We start from the raw sequence: 19,816 nt of genomic DNA, 5'->3' as shown, positions 1-19,816 counted from the left end.
AACACTATTATTAATGAAAGAACTTAGTAAAATTGGTTCCATGTTCCTGATGCCATTGCAAACCCGTCAGCGGGAGGCGGAAATGAAATTGTACGTGCAATTGTGGCTTTGCTTTTTTATGGTATTGCATTAGTGATTGCAGTAACACATGATCCAAAAAGACAGCTTTAATTAAAACAATCAAACCAATGAAAAACATAGTCACCACCCTACTTTTAATTTCCAACCTAATACTCTTCGCGCAATCCAATCAGTTCTCTGGAGAATATACACGTTCGCTTGGTGAAGAAGGAAAACATAACATAGAATATAAATTAACCTTAAATCCGGACGGAACATTCCTATTTCATTCGTATTCGAAAATACAAGGCGGAATTCCGCCAGAAGTAAATAAATACGGAAAAGGAAAATGGAGTTCGATAGATAATCTGATTACTTTTTCTGCTAATAAAGAAGGAGATTTTGATGAACAATATACTTTAGATTTTAATAAAACTACGGCTAGATTTACAACTAAGAGTTCCAGAGATAAATCGGATCGGACAATTAAAACTAAACTTACGTTTTTCGATACAAAAATCTTTTGGCTGGAAAAACTCAATGTTTTTAAAGTATAAAAGTCATTTACAAAACAAATAATAAATCGAAAAATGAACAATGAATTCTACTACAAAGCTATAGAGCCAGACGCGTCACTTCTTGACTTTGTAGAGAATATCGGAATGTTTCATAACAAGTCAGACAACTCAATGGAAGTGGTTTTGATGCCGGATGGAAGAATTGATTTGTTTTTTATGCAATCAAAATCAGAGCCATTTCAAATTACACTTATTGGTCTGGAAAATGTACCTGAAGAACAAATTATTCCGGCAAATACACTGGCTTACAAAATTAGTTTTAAACCTTTGGGAGCCGAATATCTTTTAAATACTTCTATTGCAGATATTTTAAATAGTGCAAAAGTTTTACCAAACGACTTTTGGAATATTAACAGCAACAATTTAAAAGATTTCGATTCTTTTCACTCCAAAATATCTACAAAACTAAAAGAACTTTTACCTGCCCAAATGGATGAAAGAAAACGCAGTCTTTTTAAACTCGTTTACGAATCAAATGGTGAAATAAAAATAAAAGAGCTTTCAGAAAAAATAGCCTGGAGCAGCAGGGAAATCAATCGGTATTTCAATAAGCAATTCGGACTTTCTTTAAATGCGTTCTGCAAAATCTTACGCTTCAAAGCATCTTTGGAACATATTGCCAAAGGCCGGCTTTTTCCGGAATTAAACTTTACCGACCAGACTCATTTCATCAAAGAGATCAAAAAATTCTCAGGCGTAGTTCCAAGTGAATTAATTAAAAACAAGAATGACCGATTTATACTATTATCTGTTCTAAAACAACAATAATTTTGTCCCGTACTATTTAAAACTATACGGAATGTTATTAGAAAACAAACAAATAGCCATCATAGGTGGCGGTCCCGGCGGACTTACTTTAGCCAGGCTTTTACAACTGCAAAACGTAAATGTAAAAGTTTACGAAAGAGATTTAAATAAAAATGCACGTGTACAGGGTTCACCCCTTGACTTGCACGACGAATCAGGATTAGCAGCCATTCGCAAAGCTAATTTATTTGAGGAATTTAAAAGCAATTATATGCCCGGTGCAGATAAAACTCTAATTTTAAACGAATGCGCCGAAATATTTTTTAATGAACATGACAGGAATCGTGAGGAAAATTTTGGTGATGAATATTTTCGTCCTGAAATTGACCGCGGTACTTTACGAAAAATATTGCTTGAATCCTTACAACCTGAAACGATAGTTTGGGACAGCCATTTTATTTCGATGGATGCACAAAATGATGGATGGCTGATACATTTTAAAAATGGGTTGTCTGCTTACGCTGATATTGTAATTGGTTCTGATGGTGCCAATTCTAAAATCCGACCTTATATTACCAATATCAAACCTTTATATTCCGGCATCACCATGCTGGAAGGAAATGTTTACGAATCCAAAATTGCAACACCCACTATTCATTCGTTGCTGAAAGGTGGAAAAATAATGGCTTTTGGCAACACGCAAAATTTATTGATGGGACAAAAAGGCGGTGGAGCTTTAGGTTTTTATGCCAGTTTTAAAGCCGATGAAAATTGGGCAACAACCAACGGGTTAGATTATACCAATAACAAACAAATGTTGGAATGGTTTAAAAAAACATATACGGAATGGAGCACTAACTGGCAGGAGCTTTTTGAAAATGCAACGGTGCCTTTTATTCCTCGTCCTATTTATTATATGCCATTAAATCAAACCTGGGAATCTTTGCCTAACCTCACAATCATTGGAGATGCCGCACATGTTATGCCCCCGTTTGCAGGCGAAGGTGCTAATATGGCGATGCTCGATGCTTTAGAATTAAGTGAATTTCTAACTTCTGAAAAATTTAAAACAGTGCAGGAAGCTATTGCATTTTATGAAAATAATATGCTTGAAAGAGCTTCAAAAGCAACTTTGGAATCAATTGAAAATGGCGAAAAAATGCATTCGAAAGAATCGTTAAAAACTATGCTGGAGTTTTTTAATCACTAATAAAATATAGTAAATCTAAAACCAAGTGCAAGATTAAAAAAAGCAAGCTTAAAAAAACTTACTGCATTGTTTTCTTAGTGGCAAAAAATTTCAATACCAATTTCTAAATCCTTAATTTCGCTTTTAATTAAGAAAGAGAGAATGAAGGTCTGTATTGCCGAAAAACCAAGTGTAGCACGAGAAATTGCATCCGTTTTGGGAGCCAATACCAAGCATGATGGCTATTACGAAGGCAATGGTTATGCCGTAACTTATACTTTTGGACATTTATGTACCTTAAAAGAACCTAATGATTACAAACCACACTGGAAAAGCTGGGATCTTAATAATCTGCCCATGCTTCCGGAGAAATTCGAAACCAAAGTCGTTCAGAATTCGGGTATCGAAAAACAGTTTAAAATCATAAAAAGTTTATTCGACAAAGCCGACTTGGTAATCAACTGCGGGGATGCCGGACAGGAAGGAGAATTGATCCAGCGTTGGGTGATGAATCAAGCCCATTACAAAGGAGAAGTACAACGCTTATGGATTTCATCTCTAACCACCGAAGCCATAAAAGAAGGTTTTGATAACTTAAAACCGTCTGCCAACTACGATAATTTATTCTATGCCGGTTTTTCAAGAGCTATTGGAGATTGGCTACTCGGAATGAATGCTACCCGTTTATATACCGTAAAACATGGCGGTTACCAACAAGTATTGTCTATCGGACGAGTACAGACACCCACCTTAGCGATGGTCGTTGACCGGTTTAAAGAAATAGAAAATTTTAATCCCCAACCCTATTGGGAATTACAGACTTTATACCGTGAAACACTTTTTAGTTATGAAGAAGGCCGTTTTTTAAATAAGGAAGATGGAGAACTTTTAGCCAATAAAGTCAAGGAAAGTGAATTTGAAATTGTTTCGATTGATAAAAAAAACGGAAATGAATTTGCACCCAAACTCTTTGATTTAACAGGCTTACAAGTCTATTGCAATACAAAATTCGGGTTTTCGGCAGATGAAACACTTAAAATCGCACAAAGTTTGTACGAGCAAAAAGTAGTTACGTATCCCAGAGTGGATACGACTTTTTTACCAAACGATATTTATCCGAAAGTGCCGGGAATTCTGCAGAAATTATCAAATTACAGTGTATTAACCCAACCTATTTTAGAGAAAAAGATCAAAAAATCTCCGAAGGTTTTCAACGATAAAAAAGTTACCGATCACCACGCTATTATTCCAACGGGAATAGAAATCAATCTGCCGTACAATCAGCAGCAGGTTTATGATATTATTGTCAAACGTTTTATTGCAGTTTTTTACGACGATTGCCTGGTTGCTAATACTACAGTTGTTGGAAAAGCAGCTGATGTATTATTTAAAACCACTGGAAAAGAAATCTTAAAAAAAGGATTCCGCGTTGTTTTTGAAGATCCGAATGCCAAAGAAAAAGAAGCTGATATATTACCCCGTTTTGTTGTGGGAGAAAAAGGCCCGCACGAACCTTCTTTTTTAGAAAAAGAAACCAAACCACCTAATCAGTTTACGGAAGCAACTTTATTGCGTGCCATGGAAACAGCTGGCAAACAAGTTGATGATGAAGATTTACGTGAATTGATGAAAGAAAACGGAATTGGCCGTCCGTCAACACGAGCGAATATTATCGAAACACTTTTTAAGCGCCAGTATATTGTTCGAAATAAAAAACAGGTTTTACCAACTCCAACCGGAATCCAGCTTATTGAAACGATTCAAAATCAATTAATCAAATCAGCCGAATTGACAGGTTCCTGGGAAAAACAATTGAAAGATATTGAAAAAGGAACTTTTACTCCCACAGCTTTTATTAAAAATATGAAAAGAATGGTTGAAGATTTGGTCAATGAAGTAAGAAGTGAAACAAGACATGCTAATATTTCACATGCCGGAAATGTTCAGGAAGAAGCCGTAAAAGTTGAGAAAAAGAAAGCTGCCGGAATTTTGGCGGAATCCTGTCCCAAATGTAAAAAAGGAACTTTGATAAAAGGAAAATCAGCTTATGGCTGCAGTGAATACAAAGCAGGTTGTGAATTTGTATTGCCGAATATATTTTCTGGAAAAAAAATATCTGACAGTCAATATTTACGATTGGTTCAAAAAGGTTCTACTGTAAATTTAAAAGACTTTAAAATTGGTAACAGCTTTGTTGAAGGCTTGATTCGGTTCGGGGAAAATTTCAAACTCATATTAGAACAAAAGAAAAATATTCCAAAAGCAAAACCTGATACCCAATCGGACACATTACACTGTCCAAAGTGCAAAAATGGCATCATTCTTAAAGGAAAAACTGCTTATGGCTGTGGCAATTACAAATTAGGCTGTGATTTTAAAGTCACCTTTGATGAAGTCAGAGCTAAATTGAAAGATCAAAAACCCACCAAAGAACTGGTGTATGCTATCCTTTGTGGTTAGGCATAAATTATCTAATTGCCACATTTTGTTATTATCTAATTCAATTTTTCATACTTTAGTAATTCAAACAATATTAAATATTACCGAGATGTTTCAAAAAACTATTTTTATAATGATTTTGCTAGCCATTGTTTCTTGTCAGAAAAGAGAATCTGTTGAAAAAGATAAAATAAAAGCAGCAGACTGGCTTATCGGAAACTGGCAAAATACATCCGATGAAGGTGTTTTAAATGAAAACTGGCAAAAAGTAAATGACAGTACTTTTAGCGCTACTTCGCACTTTATAAAAGGAAAAGACACCTTGCATTTTGAAAATATTGTTTTAGCACAAAAAAGCGAAACACTAACGTATATTGCTACAGTAAAAGGTCAGAATGATGGTAAACCTGTAGCTTTTTCTTCAACATCAGAAACCGAAAACAAATTGACTTTCGAAAACCCTCAACATGATTATCCTCAAAAAATCACGTATACAAAAGGTGTCAACAATACTTTGACAGCAGAGATTTCAGGAAAATTGCAAGGAAAATTGACTTCTGAGAAGTTTATTATGACTAAAAGATAAAATTTAATTTACATTTTAAATAGCCAAACTATTAGTTTTTTAATCACCAATTGTAATGACTGAGATCCAAGTAAGGTCAAAAATTCTGGAAGTTTTTAAAGAAGAGCGTCAAAAACCAGCTGCACTTTTTGAAGAATATCACTTTTTAGATTTCCTTACATTTCCACCACATCGAAAAGATAATATTAAAAATTCTTTTAAAGGAGTTAAAAAATATTATCAATTCATGCACAAACTTGAACTCGAATTTGAAATTTGCTTTACTTTATCTGATCTTGATAGAGGTTATAGCGTTGATAAAATAACCAAAAAAGTAATAAAAGAATTGGAAAAAGACGCGGAAATATTATGATCATAAAGCAACGTAATGCTGAAAAAGAAACATACTACATAGAAATCTTTCTAATATTTTTATTAGGTATAATTTATCTCTTGTGGGGAATAAATTTAATTTCAATAGTACTAACTTTAGCTTTCGGATTTGCCATATATTGGATATTAAGTAGTAAAATTAACAGCCGAAAACATAATAAAAAACTGAAATTAAAAATTCTTAAAGAAGAATAACATCTATAAAAAAATAAGCATCTGACTTCACAGCAATTCTTTTTACTCGTTCTCCCCTATCTTATTTACCATCAAAATCATCAGTATTCCTAAAAGGGCCATTATTAAAAATGCCCATTTCATGCTCAGATATTCAGAGATGAAACCAACCATGGGCGGAACTAACAAAAAACCCAGATAGCCAATTGTAGATATAGAAGTTATAGCAGAGCCGCTGTTTAATTTTGATGATCGCCCGGCAATACCAAACACCAAAGGAACCACACAGGAAACACCGGCTCCAATTAAAACATAACCAAAAATAGTGGGATAGGCATACGGCAGTATAAAGCAAATGAAAAATCCTAAAGTGATTAAAATACCACTGTAAAACAGAATTTGTTTAGTCCCAAATTTCATTACTCCATAATCCCCAAACAAACGGCCTAACGTTACGGCAGTTGCAAAAAATACAAATGCAGCACTGGTTAATTTAGGAGAAGCATGCAATATATTTTCAAAGTATATACCGCTCCAATCGTACATCGTATTTTCGCAGGCCATAGAGACAAAACAAATTATGGCAAACTTAATAAGATTTTTTTCTGGCATTGAAAAAAACTTCTTTTTAACAGGTACTGGCTGATTGTGAATGCTCATTGGATAAAAACAAGCCGTAAACCCCATCATAAGAACACTTACACCAAGTAAATGATGTGAAGGTGCAATATGTTGTGTTACCATGACATAGCCTAAACCTGCTCCTGAAAAAACCGCTATACTCCAAACGGCATGAAAACGGGTTATAATTGATTTTGGATATAGTTTTTGAACCTCCAGGGATTGTGCATTAATTGATAAATTAAAAATATTACGAGAGGCTCCAAAAATTAAAAGTACAATAACCAACTGCCACACAAAACCAACTAAACCTGGCAAAGACAGGACAATATTAAACATAATTGCGCCTAACAGCATAATATAACGGCTGCTGTATTTATTTAACAACATACCTGTGAAAGGCATTGTAAGCATCAAACCAATTGGAAATGCGAATAATACAGCCCCGAACTGCGCTTCAGACAAATGAAGTTGCGCCTGTATATGTGGAATTCTCGATACCCAGGATGAATATCCGAATCCGGAAAGAAAAAAAAACACCGTATTAGCTAACCTAAATCCTTTGGGAGTATGCTGTATTTTTTTAAAGTAGGGAAAAATCATCTAGCGATTTAGATTTAATTGAATGCAAAATTAACATTTAAATTGGATTGATGGATATGATGATTGTTGCTATTTTTTCATTTCTTTTTACAGTTAAAAACTTTTTAATGTTTTGTTATTAATTATAACATTTAAATATAAATAAATGAATTATTATTTTTATTTATTCTAAATAAGTTTTAAGTTTGTGAAAAATTAATAAACTTTAAAACGACTTAATGAAATCAATTACAATAAAAAAAGCAATTCTATTATTTTTCCTGCTCATGGCAACACCTTCATTATTTGCTCATGCCCTTTGGATAGAAACTAATTCTACAGGTATAAAAGGAAAATCACATGAAATTTCAATTTACTTTGGGGAATTTTCTGATAATGACATCACAAAATCAGAAAAGTGGTTTTCAGATTTAAAAGATTTCACTTTGGTATTAATTTCCCCTTCAAAAAAAGAAACTAAACTTACTACGAAAGCTTTAGAGAATAAATATCAGGGCTTTTTTACACCGGATGAAGAGGGTGTTTATACAGTAGTAATGCACCATAAGGTAAAGGATGTTTACGGCACTATGGTTTTAGACTATAACTCGAGTGCGACTGTTGTAGTGGCTAATAAAAAATCAGGAAATTATGCAACTGCCAATAATAATGTAATTGGATTATTTATTGAGAATGCTGATATAGCTAAAAAGGATGTGAAAATAAATGTATCTGCATTGTACCAGGGTACACCTGCAAAAAGCCAGAAACTAAAAGTCATTGCTCCAAATGGCTGGGAAAAGGAATTATGGACAAACGATAAAGGAGAGATTTCATTTACACCACTTTGGTCAGGGAGTTATATGGTTGAATTTGCTTATACTGAGAAACTATCCGGAGAGCACAACGGGAAAAAACATGATGAAATCTGGAAAATGGCAACTCATTTAATCATTGTAAAATAATTCAAAAAACATTGTTTAAACATAGTTTCTATGTCTTTGACTTTGTTTTGAAAGGCTTTTTTTTAAATACTAAAATAAGCTTTAACCGCAAATTATAATGCTATTTACAATTTTTTCTGGTATTTAATTTTGTAAACAATTAACATGTAAATAGTTATATAATTAATAATAATAAGTCTAAATAAACTTTTAAATAAAAGATTTAGCTATTATATTTGCAAAAATTATTTTAATTTATTCTAAATAAACAACAATGAAATATATCTTACTTTTTAGTTTATCGTTTTTAAGTTTGGCAAGTTATAGTCAGGATTATTCCGGGAACGATTATGCTTCAGCAATAAATGATACTGTAAAAAATAAAAAAGGTGAAGTTTTAAATGAAGTTACAATAACAGCAAATAAACCAAAAAAACCAATATCTGCTGCCCGTTCAGGCATTAAGGCAATGGATTTACCACAAAGTGTACAGATAATTGGAAGTGAAGTTATTGAGCAGCAACAAGCTATACGTTTAAGTGAAGTTATAAAAAATGCCAACGGTATATATGTTGGTTCTGCTCGTGGTGGCGCTCAGGAATCTTTCTTTTCAAGAGGTTATGATATGGGAGCCAACAATATGTTTAAAAATGGATTTAGATATAATGCAGGATCAATACCAGAGGTTTCTTCTTTAGAAAAAGTAGAATTTTTAAAAGGTGGTTCGGCTTTATTATATGGAAATGTTGCACCGGGCGGAATATTAAATTTAGTTACCAAAACCCCAAAATTTACAGAAGGCGGCGAACTATCCATGCAAATGGGAAGTTATGCTTTTTACAAACCAGCAATTGATATTTATGGCCCTTTGAATAATTCAATAGCATACAGGTTTAATGCTTCTTATGAAAATTCTGAAAGCTTTAGGGATTATGTAAGAAACGAACGTGTTTACATCAACCCTTCGTTTTTATTTACTATTACAGACAAAACACAAATCACATTACAAGGAGATTATTTAAGTGCTGACTGGACTCCTGACTTTGGAACGGGAATTATAGGAAAAACACTCTTAGATTTACCCCGCAACGAGTTTTATGGAGCGCTTTGGTCAACAGGAAACACCAAATCTTCAAGTGCTTCCCTATTATTGAATCATAGTTTTAATGATAATTGGAAATTAAGTTTTAATTCTTCTTTCCAATCGTACAGAAGAACACAAACATCTACAGCACAAATAAGTACACTTGATGCACAGGGAAATTGGAAACGCGGTTTAACAAAATCTGACGGAGCAGAAAGAATATTTGGCGACCAATTAAGTTTACAAGGAAATTTCAATACCGGAAAAATCAAACACCAGATATTTACAGGTGCAGATTATGAAAATTCTATAGCTCCTAGTTATACTTTTGGTTTTTACGATGCTGCAAAACCTGCAGATCTTATAACTACAGAATCTAATGCTATCAATCTATTTAATTATGACTACAGTAAAGAAAGTTATAATGTGCCTTTTAATAATAGAATTACACAATTAATTTATACCGACACAAAAAGGTTCGGATTATTTGCACAAGATTTAATTTCTATTAATCAATATATTAAAGTTTTGGCAGGACTGCGTTGGTCATGGCAGGAAAGTGAAGCTACTACAACTAAGGAAGAAATTAAAAAAATAAACAATGCAAATGTAATTACTACTTCTTACGAAAATTCGATACCTACAAAAGGAGCAAAAAGCTTAAACAGAGCATTTTCTCCAAAAGCAGGTTTGGTAATTCAACCAACAACTGATTTATCATTATTTGCGAGTTACTCTAACTCTTTTACTCCTAACACAGGAACAACGGTAGATTCTAAACCGTTAGACCCGTCTATTATTGATCAATATGAAGTGGGTATCAAAAAAGATTTCTGGAAAGGTCTTTTAAGTACTAATTTAACAGCATATCAAATCTCTAATAATAATTTAGCACAAACTGCTCAATTTTTATCAGATGGTGTTACTCAAAATGCATCTAATACTTTAAAAGAATTGGTGGGAGCAACTAAAGGAAAAGGATTTGAAGTTGATGTTACTGCCAGACCTGTTGAAGGATTAAATATTATGGCAGGTTATAGTTTTAATGAAACAAAAGTTACTAAATCATCAGGAACAAACGGTAGTCTTATAGTTGGTGATATTTTGGCAAGAACACCAAAACATACTGCTAATTTAAGTTTTTTCTACAAATTGCATGATGGTAAATTAAAGGGACTTACTTTTGGGGCTATTGGAAATTATATTGGTGATCGTACCGGAGGTTGGAATGATGACTATTTGTGGACAGAAATTAAACCAGTACCTACTAATCCAAATGACCCAAAATATATTATCACTATCAGAGACAGGGATATTCCTATAAAAGGCTATACAACTTTTGATGCATCAGTAGGATATGACTGGAAAAAAGTATCGCTTTTGTGTAAAGTATCAAACATTACAGATGAATTGAATTATACAGTACACGAGAATTATAGTGTAAATCCTATTGCGCCACGCCAATTTATGGTAAGCCTGCGATATAAATTATAGCACATAAATTTGATTTTTATTTATACCAAAACTTTTCCTGCCTCTTTCATTTTTGAAAAGCAGGAAAAGTTTTTTATTTTAAAATAAAAAGTATTTTTGCCGATAAAACTATTAATTGACCAAATATAAAAATATGCCAAGTCCAGTTTCAGAATGTCTTTATTGCCAAAACAATGACACCTTACACCAATTAATGATAAAAATTGGAGATTTAAAAGTATCCCAGCTTTTCCTTTTCAAAGAACAATCCTATGCAGGACGCTGCAATGTAGTTTACAAAGATCATGCAGTTGAACTTTATGAATTAAGCGAAGAACAACGTAATTTATTTATGGAAGATGTGGCTACTGTAGCCCAAGCGATTACAAAAGCATTCAATCCTGACAAAATTAATTATGGTGCGTTTAGTGACACCTTATCACATTTGCATGTACATATTGTTCCTAAATACCAGGATGGTTACGGGTTTGGAAGTGTTTTTGAAATGAATCCTCAAAAAACATATTTGTCCGACAAAGATTATGATGTTGTTATAGGCAAAATTAAAGCAAATTTATAAAAGCCTCCATTTGTTTTTTATGTCTTAAATAAAAACTTTTTCTGCCTCTTTATATTTAAAAGCAGAAAAAGTTTTTTTATTATTTGACGGACTAAGTGGTATTTCAGTATTAAATAACTCCCATTTTTTGCATTAAAAAAGTAGCGCTTTTGTTTTTACAAATTCCGGCGCGAAGTTTATAATCAAAATGGAGTTCGTTATTTGCAATTTCGACTTCAAAACATTGATTGGTTAAAATATCAGGATATTGATTTGTCGTTAAACAAACCTCGATGTCGTGCGTGGCAATTGCACCAATTGCTTTTTTAGCTATAACTTTTTTTACTACTTCAATAGTTCCATTGCGTTTGTCATCAGAATTCGTTCCTCTTAAAATTTCATCTAATAAAACAAAAGCGGGTTTAGCTTCCAACGCATCCATAATTTGTTTTAAACGCTTAATCTCGGCAAAGAAATAAGATTCGCTATCGGCTAAAGAATCAGACAATCGCATTGAAACCAAAACTGGAAGTGGATGAATATTTGCTTTTGAAGCACAAACAACTGAGCCAATCCCGCCTAAAACCATATTTACCCCCAGACTTCTTAAAAAAGTGCTTTTGCCGGACATATTTGAACCCGTTAAAATCATAAATGATTCGGGATAAAAATGTGTATCATTACCAACTCTTGTTGCCGGATTTAATAAAGGATGCCCTAAATCTGAAAATCCGATTTTGAATTCAGAATTGATTTCCGGGAAAACAAAGTCCGGGTTGTTATAAGCTAAATTTGCTAAACTATTTAAGGATTCGACTTCTCCAATAACGTCAACCCATTTTTCAAGTTCAGATGAGTACTCATCTTTCCATTTTAAAAGTGCTTTCAGGACATGAAGATTAAATAAGAATGTACCATTAAATACCACCGCAGTTACTAAATTGCTTATTGTATCCATTCGGGAAAACAATTCTGACAACTGTTTCAGGTGATTGCTTGCCTTTGTTTTTTTGAATATCAACTGCTGCTGTAAATCAATCAGTTTTTTACATTGAAAAGTTTCTGTTTCGATTTTCTGAACCAATAAACTATATTGTTTTATAATTTTATCAATATTATCTGCCTTTGCTATTTCTGATTGAATTCGTTTAAGTGTTCTTCCTAAAACAATTAAATTGGCTATAAAAACATAAGTCAGATAAGAAAGTAATATCGTTTTTGAAGTAATAAAATAGGCTGCTAACAATCCGAAAAACAAAGTTGGCATTATAAATGACAAAGCTACTATAACTTTAGGTAAAGAATTGTTGTTATTTGAATTCCAATGCATTAATGATGTGTAAGAATCCTTCATGTCATGACTCACAGTTGCCAAAGCAAGAAAATCCTGTCTCCAGTCAATTTTTGATTTCAATTCGTTTATCGCTTCCTGATTTGCAATAATGGTTTCATTATCATTCAGCCTTAATAACTGATCAGCAAGTGTCTTTTTACCGATATAAGTAGCCGTTCTGTTTAGATTTTGGAATAAGGAGTAATCACCAAAAATATCCAAATCATACGCATAGGGATGATGAAAATCATTGAATTCTATTCCATTCTCAAAAGGAAATACTTCCCTTTTCAGAAAAGAAATCTCATTTTTATTAATTTTTAAAAGTGCAGAAGTAAGTTCTTTTTGTAAAGATAATTTGGAATGAAGTTTCATTAAAAAAATAAAACCAATAAAAGAGACAAAAGCAAAAACTACGTATAGATTTTCATTTGTTTTAATGTAATAAAACAATAAAAACAAACACAGAAAAACACTTAATAAACGCAGGATACTAATACCGTTGTATCTTTTATTGATTTTTTGAAATGCTTCGTTATAATGTGCAACCTTATTTTGATATACTTCCATTTTAATTATTTGGTGAAATACAAATATAGGTTTTGCAATATTAAATAATAGTAAAAAAACTGATTTTTAGGTTTCATGCATAACCAATACAGGAACAGAAACTTCTTTGGTGATTTTTTTTGAAAAGCCTGAATCAAATAAATTTTCGAAGAAAGATTTTTTATGTTTAATTGTCGTCAGGATATCTATATCCTTATAAAGAATGAAATCAAGAATTATTTCTTTGACATCATCACTTGGAATAATTAAAAAATCTACATTATCATTAGCAAACTCAGCTTCCCAGTCCTTGAATGTAGCATCAGAAACATCTGAAGAAGAAGTTTTAACATATAAACTTTTTACTTTTGCATTTGTTTTTTTTGCAATTTTTAATACTTTTCTTAATTCATTTTTATCTTTTTCACGATATCGGGTAGTGAATCCTATTGTTTTTATACTCTTAAATTTAGCATCAATTGGAACACATAAAACGGGGACGTCGACTTCTGAAATTACAGAATTGGTATTTGAACCAAGAAAAAATTTTGTCCAGTCAGAAACTCCTGTTGTACCAATAATTACAAAATCGATCTGATCTTCTTTCACTGCATTTTTCAGGTTATAAATTAAATCGCCATCCATTAAACGGTGTTTTATGACAATGTCTTGTAAATTTCGTTCCATAGCAATTGTTCGTAGTTTCGGAATTTCATCTTTAAACATTTCAAAATTTGCCAATTCTATCGAATTATATATGGAGGCATAATTTTCAGGAAAAAACTGACTATCGTAAATCGGGATTTCAAAAGTGTGCAACAAAATGAGTTCTGCATTTACAATTTTAGCAAACTCCAATGCATGAACAAAAGCATTTGTTGCCGCGTCAGAAAAATCGGTAGGTAATAATATTTTTTTCATTTTGGTCAAATTTAGAAAGTTATCCTCTCAAATTTAATCATTCTCAAAATAAAATAACCTGACAATTATCAGTAATTTAACATAATAATTTTTAATTAAATTGGTTTTAATCATTAGAGCATAAAAGGTTTCAAACCAGCTTATGTCCTTTATTATGTGCTTTTTTTATACCTTTGCAACATGATAAATCAAGATTCTATCGTTGCATTAGCTACAGCTGCCGGAGCGGGAGCAATTGCCATTATTCGAATTTCGGGTTCAGATGCTATAGTTATTGCAAATTCAGTTTTTAAATCAATTAAAAACAAGGATTTAAACAAACAGAAAACGCATACGTTACATTTGGGACATATTATAGATGATTCTAAAACTCTCGATGAAGTTTTGGTTTCAGTATTTAAAGGACCTAATTCATACACTGGAGAAAATACTATAGAAATTTCCTGTCACGGTTCAACTTATATTCAGCAGCAAATTATTCAATTATTATTGAGAAAAGGCTGTAGAATGGCAGATGCGGGAGAATTTACCCTAAGAGCGTTCTTAAATGGAAAGCTGGATTTATCTCAGGCAGAAGCTGTTGCCGATTTGATTTCGTCTGATAATGAAGCTTCACACCAAATTGCAATGCAGCAAATGCGAGGCGGATTTAGCAATGAAATTGCAAAATTACGGGAAGAACTTTTAAACTTTGCCTCCTTAATTGAACTCGAATTGGATTTTGCAGAAGAAGACGTGGAATTTGCTGACAGAACTCAATTTCATGAATTATTAAACCGAATAGAATTTGTATTGAAGCGATTAATTGATTCATTTGCAGTTGGAAACGTCATTAAAAATGGAATTCCGGTTGCAATTGTTGGAGAACCAAATGTTGGTAAATCGACTTTATTGAATGCTTTATTAAATGAAGAACGCGCTATTGTATCGGACATCGCCGGAACTACCCGTGATACAATTGAAGATGAATTAGTGATTGGTGGAATTGGATTTAGATTTATCGATACGGCAGGGATCCGTGAGACAAAAGATATTGTTGAAAGTATTGGAATCAAAAAAACATTCGAAAAAATCGAACAGTCACAAGTTGTCATATTTTTGTTTGACAGTGCTGAATTTAAAGTTTCAGGTTTAAAATTAAAAGTGGAATTAGAAAAAATTAAAAATCAATTTCCATTAAAACCATTACTGATTATTGGAAACAAATCAGATAAACTTTCTGAAAGTGAAATAATAAGCTTAAAATTAGAAATTCCGGAAATTCTGATGTTATCTGCTAAAGAAAACATTGGTGTCGAAGAATTAAAAAATCAATTGCTTTCTTTTGTAAATACAGGCGCTTTAAGAAACAATGAAACCATTGTCACCAATACAAGGCATTATGATTCTCTATTAAAAGCTTTGGATGAAATTACACAAGTAAAATTTGGACTGGAAACAAATCTTTCCAGCGATTTAATAGCACTTGATATTCGTGAAGCTTTATACCAATTCGGGCTCATAACCGGTCAGGTCAGCAACGACGAATTGCTGGGGAATATTTTTGCAAACTTTTGCATCGGAAAATAGGTTTCACAAAACTGTCTTGTCCTGCAATAGCGATACACAAAAAGTGTCATTATGGAAAACCATCAGGAATTACGCTATGTAAAGCGTACACAAAAAGACTACAGTATGTCTTTTAAATTACAAATTGTTCAAGAAATAGAACAGGTCTGGGTCTCAGATATAACTTATATTGGAAAAAGAGAAAAGCCATGTTATTTAAGTTTAATTACTGATGCCTATTCTAAAAAAATAGCAGGGTTTAATGTGGGTGATAATATGAACACTCTAAGTAGTGTAATAGCTCTGAAAAATGCAATAAAACAACGTCAGAACGGCGATAAATCATTAATACATCATTCAGACAGAGGATTGCAGTATTGTGCAAATGAGTATCAAAAAGTGTTAAAGAAAAATAATATAAAATGCAGTATGACACAAAACTCTGATCCGTATGAAAATGCCGTAGCAGAAAGGATAAATGGTATTTTGAAACAAGAATTTAATATTGATAAGTTTAATAAAGAACTTTCCGTTATGAAGATCTTAGTAAAAAATGCGGTTAGTATTTATAATAGCAAAAGACCCCATTATTCTAATTATATGCTAACGCCGAATCAAATGCACGAACAAAGTAAAGTTGAAATGAGAACTTATAAAACAAAAAACACCTGCAAAAACGTTTTTGCAGGTGTTTAATTAAAATATTTTTATCTAATAATCTGTATCGATTATTTAGGACTAGTCAATCAGCCGGCTGTATTGCGGAACGCGGTTATTTTTTCGTTTTTTTTGTTCTACAAATATAATTATTATAAGTCATAAAAAGTTGGCTTTATCATGAGTTATGCGACATACAAATAAGCGGTTATCCAAAAAATTTTTAGAGGTGTAAAGTTATGTACTTATTTTAATTCTTTGTAATCCAATATATTTTCGATTTATAATCCTTATTATTAAATTGTCAAATATACTTTGTTTGTATATTGATCTATTTAATCGATAACAATATTCGTCAATATACTTTCAATATTTTGCTCATACATCCAAGAATAAGTACTTCCTAACCATGATTTTACTTGATGGATAGTAGTATTTATTATAAAAAAATCAGAAGTATTACTCTTAATTTGTTCAATATTATATTCCTTTTTTACATATTATTTTTCTAAAACTACTTTTATAACTTTCTTTTGATTGTTTCTATTGACTTCAATAAAATAAATTCCATTTATTATTCCTGATAAATTTACTTCATTAAATAAATCCGGCGTGTTTTTCTTTATAATAATCTGTCCTAAAGAATTATAAACGGTTATAAAAGTGTCATTGTCAGCATCACCATAAACAATATTCAGTCTTCCTTTAGAAGGATTTGGATAGATAATCGAATTCAATTTTAGATTATTATTAATTCCCAATGAAAAAGAACTAAATTCATGAGCTCCTTTGTCTATGGTCGTATTTGTTATTCTATTAAAACTATAATAATCTAATTCGCCCGTAGTGATTAATGTCGCTGGTTTTCCTGTATCAATACATCCGCTGCCTGCTAATAATTTGAAGTCAGGAGATGTAAGATTCAATGAAGTTAAATTAGGATTACTGTAAGTAGAATTATTATCCTGACTCGTACCCGTTTTATAACTGGCAAAACTTGAATAAGAAGTTCCTCTCCAGTTTACTGTAACTGCATTAGAATTGTTATTTGGAGAATACCAGCAGTTATAATTAAAAGTATTGTTACTTTGAGGTGTAATATTTTCAACAGACATTAATACATTTTGAGTATTTGTATAAAAAATATTGTTTTCAAAAGTACAATTAGAAGCTTTTGTCATTGTTAATTCACCAGTTCCATCATTTAAAGAATTATTCTTTAAAAAAGTATTATTCCTAACAATACAATTGATTACCTGACCTGTCGTTCCTGTATCGTATCCGCCAATTGAAAGTCCAGCCTGTTGATTATTGTAAATTAGATTGTTTTTTACTGTTATAAGCTGCACAGTTCCATTCAATTCTGCACCAATTTCTATTCCCCAGCCATTTTGGTAACATTTATTTCTTTCAATGATTATATTCTTTGCGCCATCAACATAAATTCCGGCCGATGTTGCATAATTTGACACATTATTATAACAAATATTATTCGCTACTACACCATTTCTTGCCTCGTCTAGTGCTGCAGGAGAAGCAGTTCCTTCATGGCCCAATATATCAATTCCGATATTGGTATTGTCATGAACAATACAGTTTTTAACAGTAAATCCATCAATATTTCCGTTTATTGCGAGCGCTTCACTAAATCCTAAAATATTATTCGAAACTTCGCAATTATCTAAAGTAAGGTTGGTTATTCCTCCGTTACGGCCATAAGCAATAAAGCCCTGTGCATTTTTAGTTTCAGTGGGAACAGTACTGGCACTGCTTGTCCAGTTAATATTTTTTATTTTAATATTTGTAAAAGTTAAATCTGTTGAAGTATTGCTTCCGGTAGTCTCTACTAAAAGTCCCTGCGCATCATTAACCGTTTTATTCTGAATGGTAAAATTTTCAAATTTCAAATACCTTTTATTTGTTACTGTCAATAATGTCGAACCAGTGGTGCCAGATCCGTCAATTAGTACAACATCATTCAGATAGTTTTTAAAAACAATATAATTACCAGCTGTACCGCTGACATTGACAATTACATTTTCATTATAAGTACCGGCTTTTATATTTACAATACTGTTTGGTACTGCAGCATTTGCAGCTTTCTGAATTGTTTTCCATGGAGTGGCCGCGCTTCCGTTATTTGTATCATTACCAGAGACTTTATCAACATAAAAATTAGTCTGGGAAAAACTATTATAAAAAAATAATAGCACAATAATTTGTAAAAGGGTTTTCATAGTAGGTTTGTTTTAATAAATTATAAATTTGTTTTTTCGGGATTTCTAAGTATTATTTTTTGTATGAAAAATGGGGTTCTGTCGCATCTGCCAAATAAAAACAGAAAGAAATCACAGAGTTAAAATTATGCCGCTAATTTACAAAATGATTTAAACATATTTATGACAGGCTTAAGCATCTGATTTTTTCTCAACATATGTACAACTTCAATTCCAATCAGGGTTCTTTTGGCAGATTCACAACTTTTCAAACCCAAGGCGTTTTGTATTCTCCATTTAATAAATCGATGGTTCTGCTCGAGATATTTGCATTGTCGAATCTTTATATTGAAAAAAGAGCGTTTGTTGTAAACTCTTATTGCACTGGTGTTGTAGCCGCTTTTGTCTATATTTATTACCGTTGGTCTGCAGTCATTATTTATTGCCCTAATTAAAAATGACTGGATACTCATTATCTGTCTTCGTCTGTTAAAAGAAAATCGACTGTATTACCCGATTTATCAACAGCAAGATGTAAATAACAGCAAATATCTTTAACTTTTATATAGGTTTCATCCATTCGCCAGCTAGATCCTCTTTTTCATCTGTAACAATTACAGGGATAAATTTAAATACCCAACACTGAATCGTAGCATGATTAACTTGTATTCCACGCATTTTCATTATTTCTTCAACATCCCTATCACTCAATGTAAATCTTAATTTGAAATAAACCGCGTGAAGAATAATAGCTTTGGGATAACAATGTCCCTATTGTATTCATTTAATATTTTTTAATCTCTAAAGATAATAACTTGCAGAGATGCTACAAAACCTATTTGTGTTGTTGTAATAATCAGATTTAATTTTGCTGTTTTAAAGCAATTATTAACATTGCTCACCTTTACATAAACTGCATCATTACTAACAATTATGTTGCGATATGCTGTTGTATTCGATATTGGATTTGTATTGTTTTCTACATCTCTAAGTGTCCTAAAAAAGTTATTGTTTCATTTGAAGTACTTGCTGTTATCTTGCCAATGGCTTCTTCTAAGTTAAAAATACTAAATCCATCACTGTCATCATCACATTGTTTCAAGTCAATAATGACCGCGCATTTTTAGTGCAATCAAAAAATCAAATAAAAGAGTAAGATGTGTCACAAATCACTTTTTAAAATG

General features: G+C 32.1%; 16 protein-coding genes and 1 pseudogene. 12 read left to right on the top strand and 5 right to left on the bottom strand.

What is annotated here, in order from left to right:
* The first annotated feature begins 188 nt into the window (after positions 1-188).
* The 6 genes from ABI657_RS11265 to ABI657_RS11240 all read left to right on the top strand — a co-directional run bounded on the left by ABI657_RS11265 (position 189) and on the right by ABI657_RS11240 (position 5,951).
* On the top strand, positions 189-617 hold the full coding sequence (locus tag ABI657_RS11265) for a hypothetical protein (RefSeq protein WP_348097358.1): 429 nt from the start codon (positions 189-191) through the stop codon (positions 615-617).
* A gap of 33 nt (positions 618-650) precedes the next feature.
* A complete protein-coding gene (locus ABI657_RS11260) occupies positions 651-1,406 on the top strand; it encodes an AraC family transcriptional regulator (protein WP_348097357.1) in 756 nt (251 codons plus the stop codon).
* 31 nt (positions 1,407-1,437) lie between these two features.
* On the top strand, positions 1,438-2,595 hold the full coding sequence (locus ABI657_RS11255) for an NAD(P)/FAD-dependent oxidoreductase (protein ID WP_348097356.1): 1,158 nt from the start codon (positions 1,438-1,440) through the stop codon (positions 2,593-2,595).
* A 141-nt stretch (positions 2,596-2,736) separates the two neighbouring features.
* Positions 2,737-5,034 carry a DNA topoisomerase 3 gene (locus tag ABI657_RS11250; RefSeq protein ID WP_348097355.1) on the top strand — a complete coding sequence of 766 codons (2,298 nt, stop codon included), beginning with the start codon at positions 2,737-2,739 and terminating at the stop codon, positions 5,032-5,034.
* A 112-nt stretch (positions 5,035-5,146) separates the two neighbouring features.
* Entirely contained in the window at positions 5,147-5,599 is a 453-nt protein-coding gene (locus tag ABI657_RS11245; protein WP_348097354.1) for a DUF6265 family protein, read from the top strand.
* A gap of 55 nt (positions 5,600-5,654) precedes the next feature.
* Entirely contained in the window at positions 5,655-5,951 is a 297-nt protein-coding gene (locus ABI657_RS11240) for a hypothetical protein (RefSeq protein WP_348097353.1), read from the top strand.
* A 257-nt stretch (positions 5,952-6,208) separates the two neighbouring features.
* Here ABI657_RS11240 and ABI657_RS11235 read toward each other — a convergent pair whose 3' ends face one another.
* A complete protein-coding gene (locus ABI657_RS11235; RefSeq protein WP_348097352.1) occupies positions 6,209-7,369 on the bottom strand; it encodes an MFS transporter in 1,161 nt (386 codons plus the stop codon).
* Between the two features lie 218 nt (positions 7,370-7,587).
* Here ABI657_RS11235 and ABI657_RS11230 point away from each other — a divergent pair, with 218 nt between their 5' ends.
* The 3 genes from ABI657_RS11230 (at position 7,588) to ABI657_RS11220 (ending at position 11,429) form a co-directional block, all read left to right on the top strand.
* Entirely contained in the window at positions 7,588-8,313 is a 726-nt protein-coding gene (locus ABI657_RS11230; RefSeq protein WP_348097351.1) for a DUF4198 domain-containing protein, read from the top strand.
* 253 nt (positions 8,314-8,566) lie between these two features.
* Complete coding sequence (locus tag ABI657_RS11225; RefSeq protein ID WP_348097350.1) at positions 8,567-10,870, top strand: TonB-dependent receptor; 2,304 nt, start codon at positions 8,567-8,569, stop codon at positions 10,868-10,870.
* Positions 10,871-11,003: 133 nt separating this feature from the next.
* Positions 11,004-11,429 (top strand): HIT family protein, encoded by a 426-nt coding sequence (locus ABI657_RS11220; protein ID WP_348097349.1) that lies wholly within the window; start codon positions 11,004-11,006, stop codon positions 11,427-11,429.
* Between the two features lie 109 nt (positions 11,430-11,538).
* On the opposite strand, the gene ABI657_RS11215 is transcribed toward ABI657_RS11220, so the two are convergent.
* Positions 11,539-13,311 (bottom strand): DNA mismatch repair protein, encoded by a 1,773-nt coding sequence (locus tag ABI657_RS11215; protein WP_348097348.1) that lies wholly within the window; start codon positions 13,309-13,311, stop codon positions 11,539-11,541.
* Positions 13,312-13,377: 66 nt separating this feature from the next.
* A complete protein-coding gene (locus tag ABI657_RS11210) occupies positions 13,378-14,211 on the bottom strand; it encodes a universal stress protein (RefSeq protein ID WP_348097347.1) in 834 nt (277 codons plus the stop codon).
* A 180-nt stretch (positions 14,212-14,391) separates the two neighbouring features.
* Between ABI657_RS11210 and mnmE the strand changes: the two genes are divergently transcribed.
* Complete coding sequence (gene mnmE, locus ABI657_RS11205; RefSeq protein ID WP_348097346.1) at positions 14,392-15,780, top strand: tRNA uridine-5-carboxymethylaminomethyl(34) synthesis GTPase MnmE; 1,389 nt, start codon at positions 14,392-14,394, stop codon at positions 15,778-15,780.
* Between the two features lie 51 nt (positions 15,781-15,831).
* The gene (locus tag ABI657_RS11200) at positions 15,832-16,455 is read left to right on the top strand and encodes a DDE-type integrase/transposase/recombinase (RefSeq protein ID WP_348097345.1); all 624 of its coding nucleotides are present in this window, start codon (positions 15,832-15,834) and stop codon (positions 16,453-16,455) included.
* A gap of 198 nt (positions 16,456-16,653) precedes the next feature.
* Here ABI657_RS11200 and ABI657_RS11195 read toward each other — a convergent pair.
* A pseudogene (locus ABI657_RS11195) lies at positions 16,654-16,913 on the bottom strand (IS1595 family transposase); the annotation flags it as partial.
* A 3-nt stretch (positions 16,914-16,916) separates the two neighbouring features.
* Positions 16,917-18,653, bottom strand: a complete 1,737-nt coding sequence (locus ABI657_RS11190; protein WP_348097344.1) for a T9SS type A sorting domain-containing protein — start codon at positions 18,651-18,653, stop codon at positions 16,917-16,919.
* A gap of 197 nt (positions 18,654-18,850) precedes the next feature.
* Here ABI657_RS11190 and ABI657_RS11185 point away from each other — a divergent pair, with 197 nt between their 5' ends.
* The gene (locus tag ABI657_RS11185; RefSeq protein ID WP_348097343.1) at positions 18,851-19,087 is read left to right on the top strand and encodes a hypothetical protein; all 237 of its coding nucleotides are present in this window, start codon (positions 18,851-18,853) and stop codon (positions 19,085-19,087) included.
* Positions 19,088-19,816 lie beyond the last annotated feature (729 nt).

The sequence above is a fragment of the Flavobacterium sp. genome, assembly GCF_039930565.1.
Lineage (GTDB): Bacteria > Bacteroidota > Bacteroidia > Flavobacteriales > Flavobacteriaceae > Flavobacterium.
Note: the sequence above shows the minus strand (reverse complement) of the source record. Positions and strands in the feature narration are given on the sequence as shown.

Coding starts and splice junctions, on each gene's coding strand:
- ABI657_RS11225 (WP_348097350.1), top strand. CDS start 8,567: ATGAAATATATCTTACTTTTTAGTTTATCGTTTTTAAGTTTGGCAAGT.
- ABI657_RS11210 (WP_348097347.1), bottom strand. CDS start 14,211: ATGAAAAAAATATTATTACCTACCGATTTTTCTGACGCGGCAACAAAT.
- ABI657_RS11235 (WP_348097352.1), bottom strand. CDS start 7,369: ATGATTTTTCCCTACTTTAAAAAAATACAGCATACTCCCAAAGGATTT.
- ABI657_RS11245 (WP_348097354.1), top strand. CDS start 5,147: ATGATTTTGCTAGCCATTGTTTCTTGTCAGAAAAGAGAATCTGTTGAA.
- ABI657_RS11200 (WP_348097345.1), top strand. CDS start 15,832: ATGGAAAACCATCAGGAATTACGCTATGTAAAGCGTACACAAAAAGAC.
- ABI657_RS11255 (WP_348097356.1), top strand. CDS start 1,438: ATGTTATTAGAAAACAAACAAATAGCCATCATAGGTGGCGGTCCCGGC.
- mnmE (WP_348097346.1), top strand. CDS start 14,392: ATGATAAATCAAGATTCTATCGTTGCATTAGCTACAGCTGCCGGAGCG.
- ABI657_RS11220 (WP_348097349.1), top strand. CDS start 11,004: ATGCCAAGTCCAGTTTCAGAATGTCTTTATTGCCAAAACAATGACACC.
- ABI657_RS11230 (WP_348097351.1), top strand. CDS start 7,588: ATGAAATCAATTACAATAAAAAAAGCAATTCTATTATTTTTCCTGCTC.
- ABI657_RS11260 (WP_348097357.1), top strand. CDS start 651: ATGAACAATGAATTCTACTACAAAGCTATAGAGCCAGACGCGTCACTT.
- ABI657_RS11265 (WP_348097358.1), top strand. CDS start 189: ATGAAAAACATAGTCACCACCCTACTTTTAATTTCCAACCTAATACTC.
- ABI657_RS11250 (WP_348097355.1), top strand. CDS start 2,737: ATGAAGGTCTGTATTGCCGAAAAACCAAGTGTAGCACGAGAAATTGCA.
- ABI657_RS11185 (WP_348097343.1), top strand. CDS start 18,851: ATGTACAACTTCAATTCCAATCAGGGTTCTTTTGGCAGATTCACAACT.
- ABI657_RS11240 (WP_348097353.1), top strand. CDS start 5,655: ATGACTGAGATCCAAGTAAGGTCAAAAATTCTGGAAGTTTTTAAAGAA.
- ABI657_RS11215 (WP_348097348.1), bottom strand. CDS start 13,311: ATGGAAGTATATCAAAATAAGGTTGCACATTATAACGAAGCATTTCAA.
- ABI657_RS11190 (WP_348097344.1), bottom strand. CDS start 18,653: ATGAAAACCCTTTTACAAATTATTGTGCTATTATTTTTTTATAATAGT.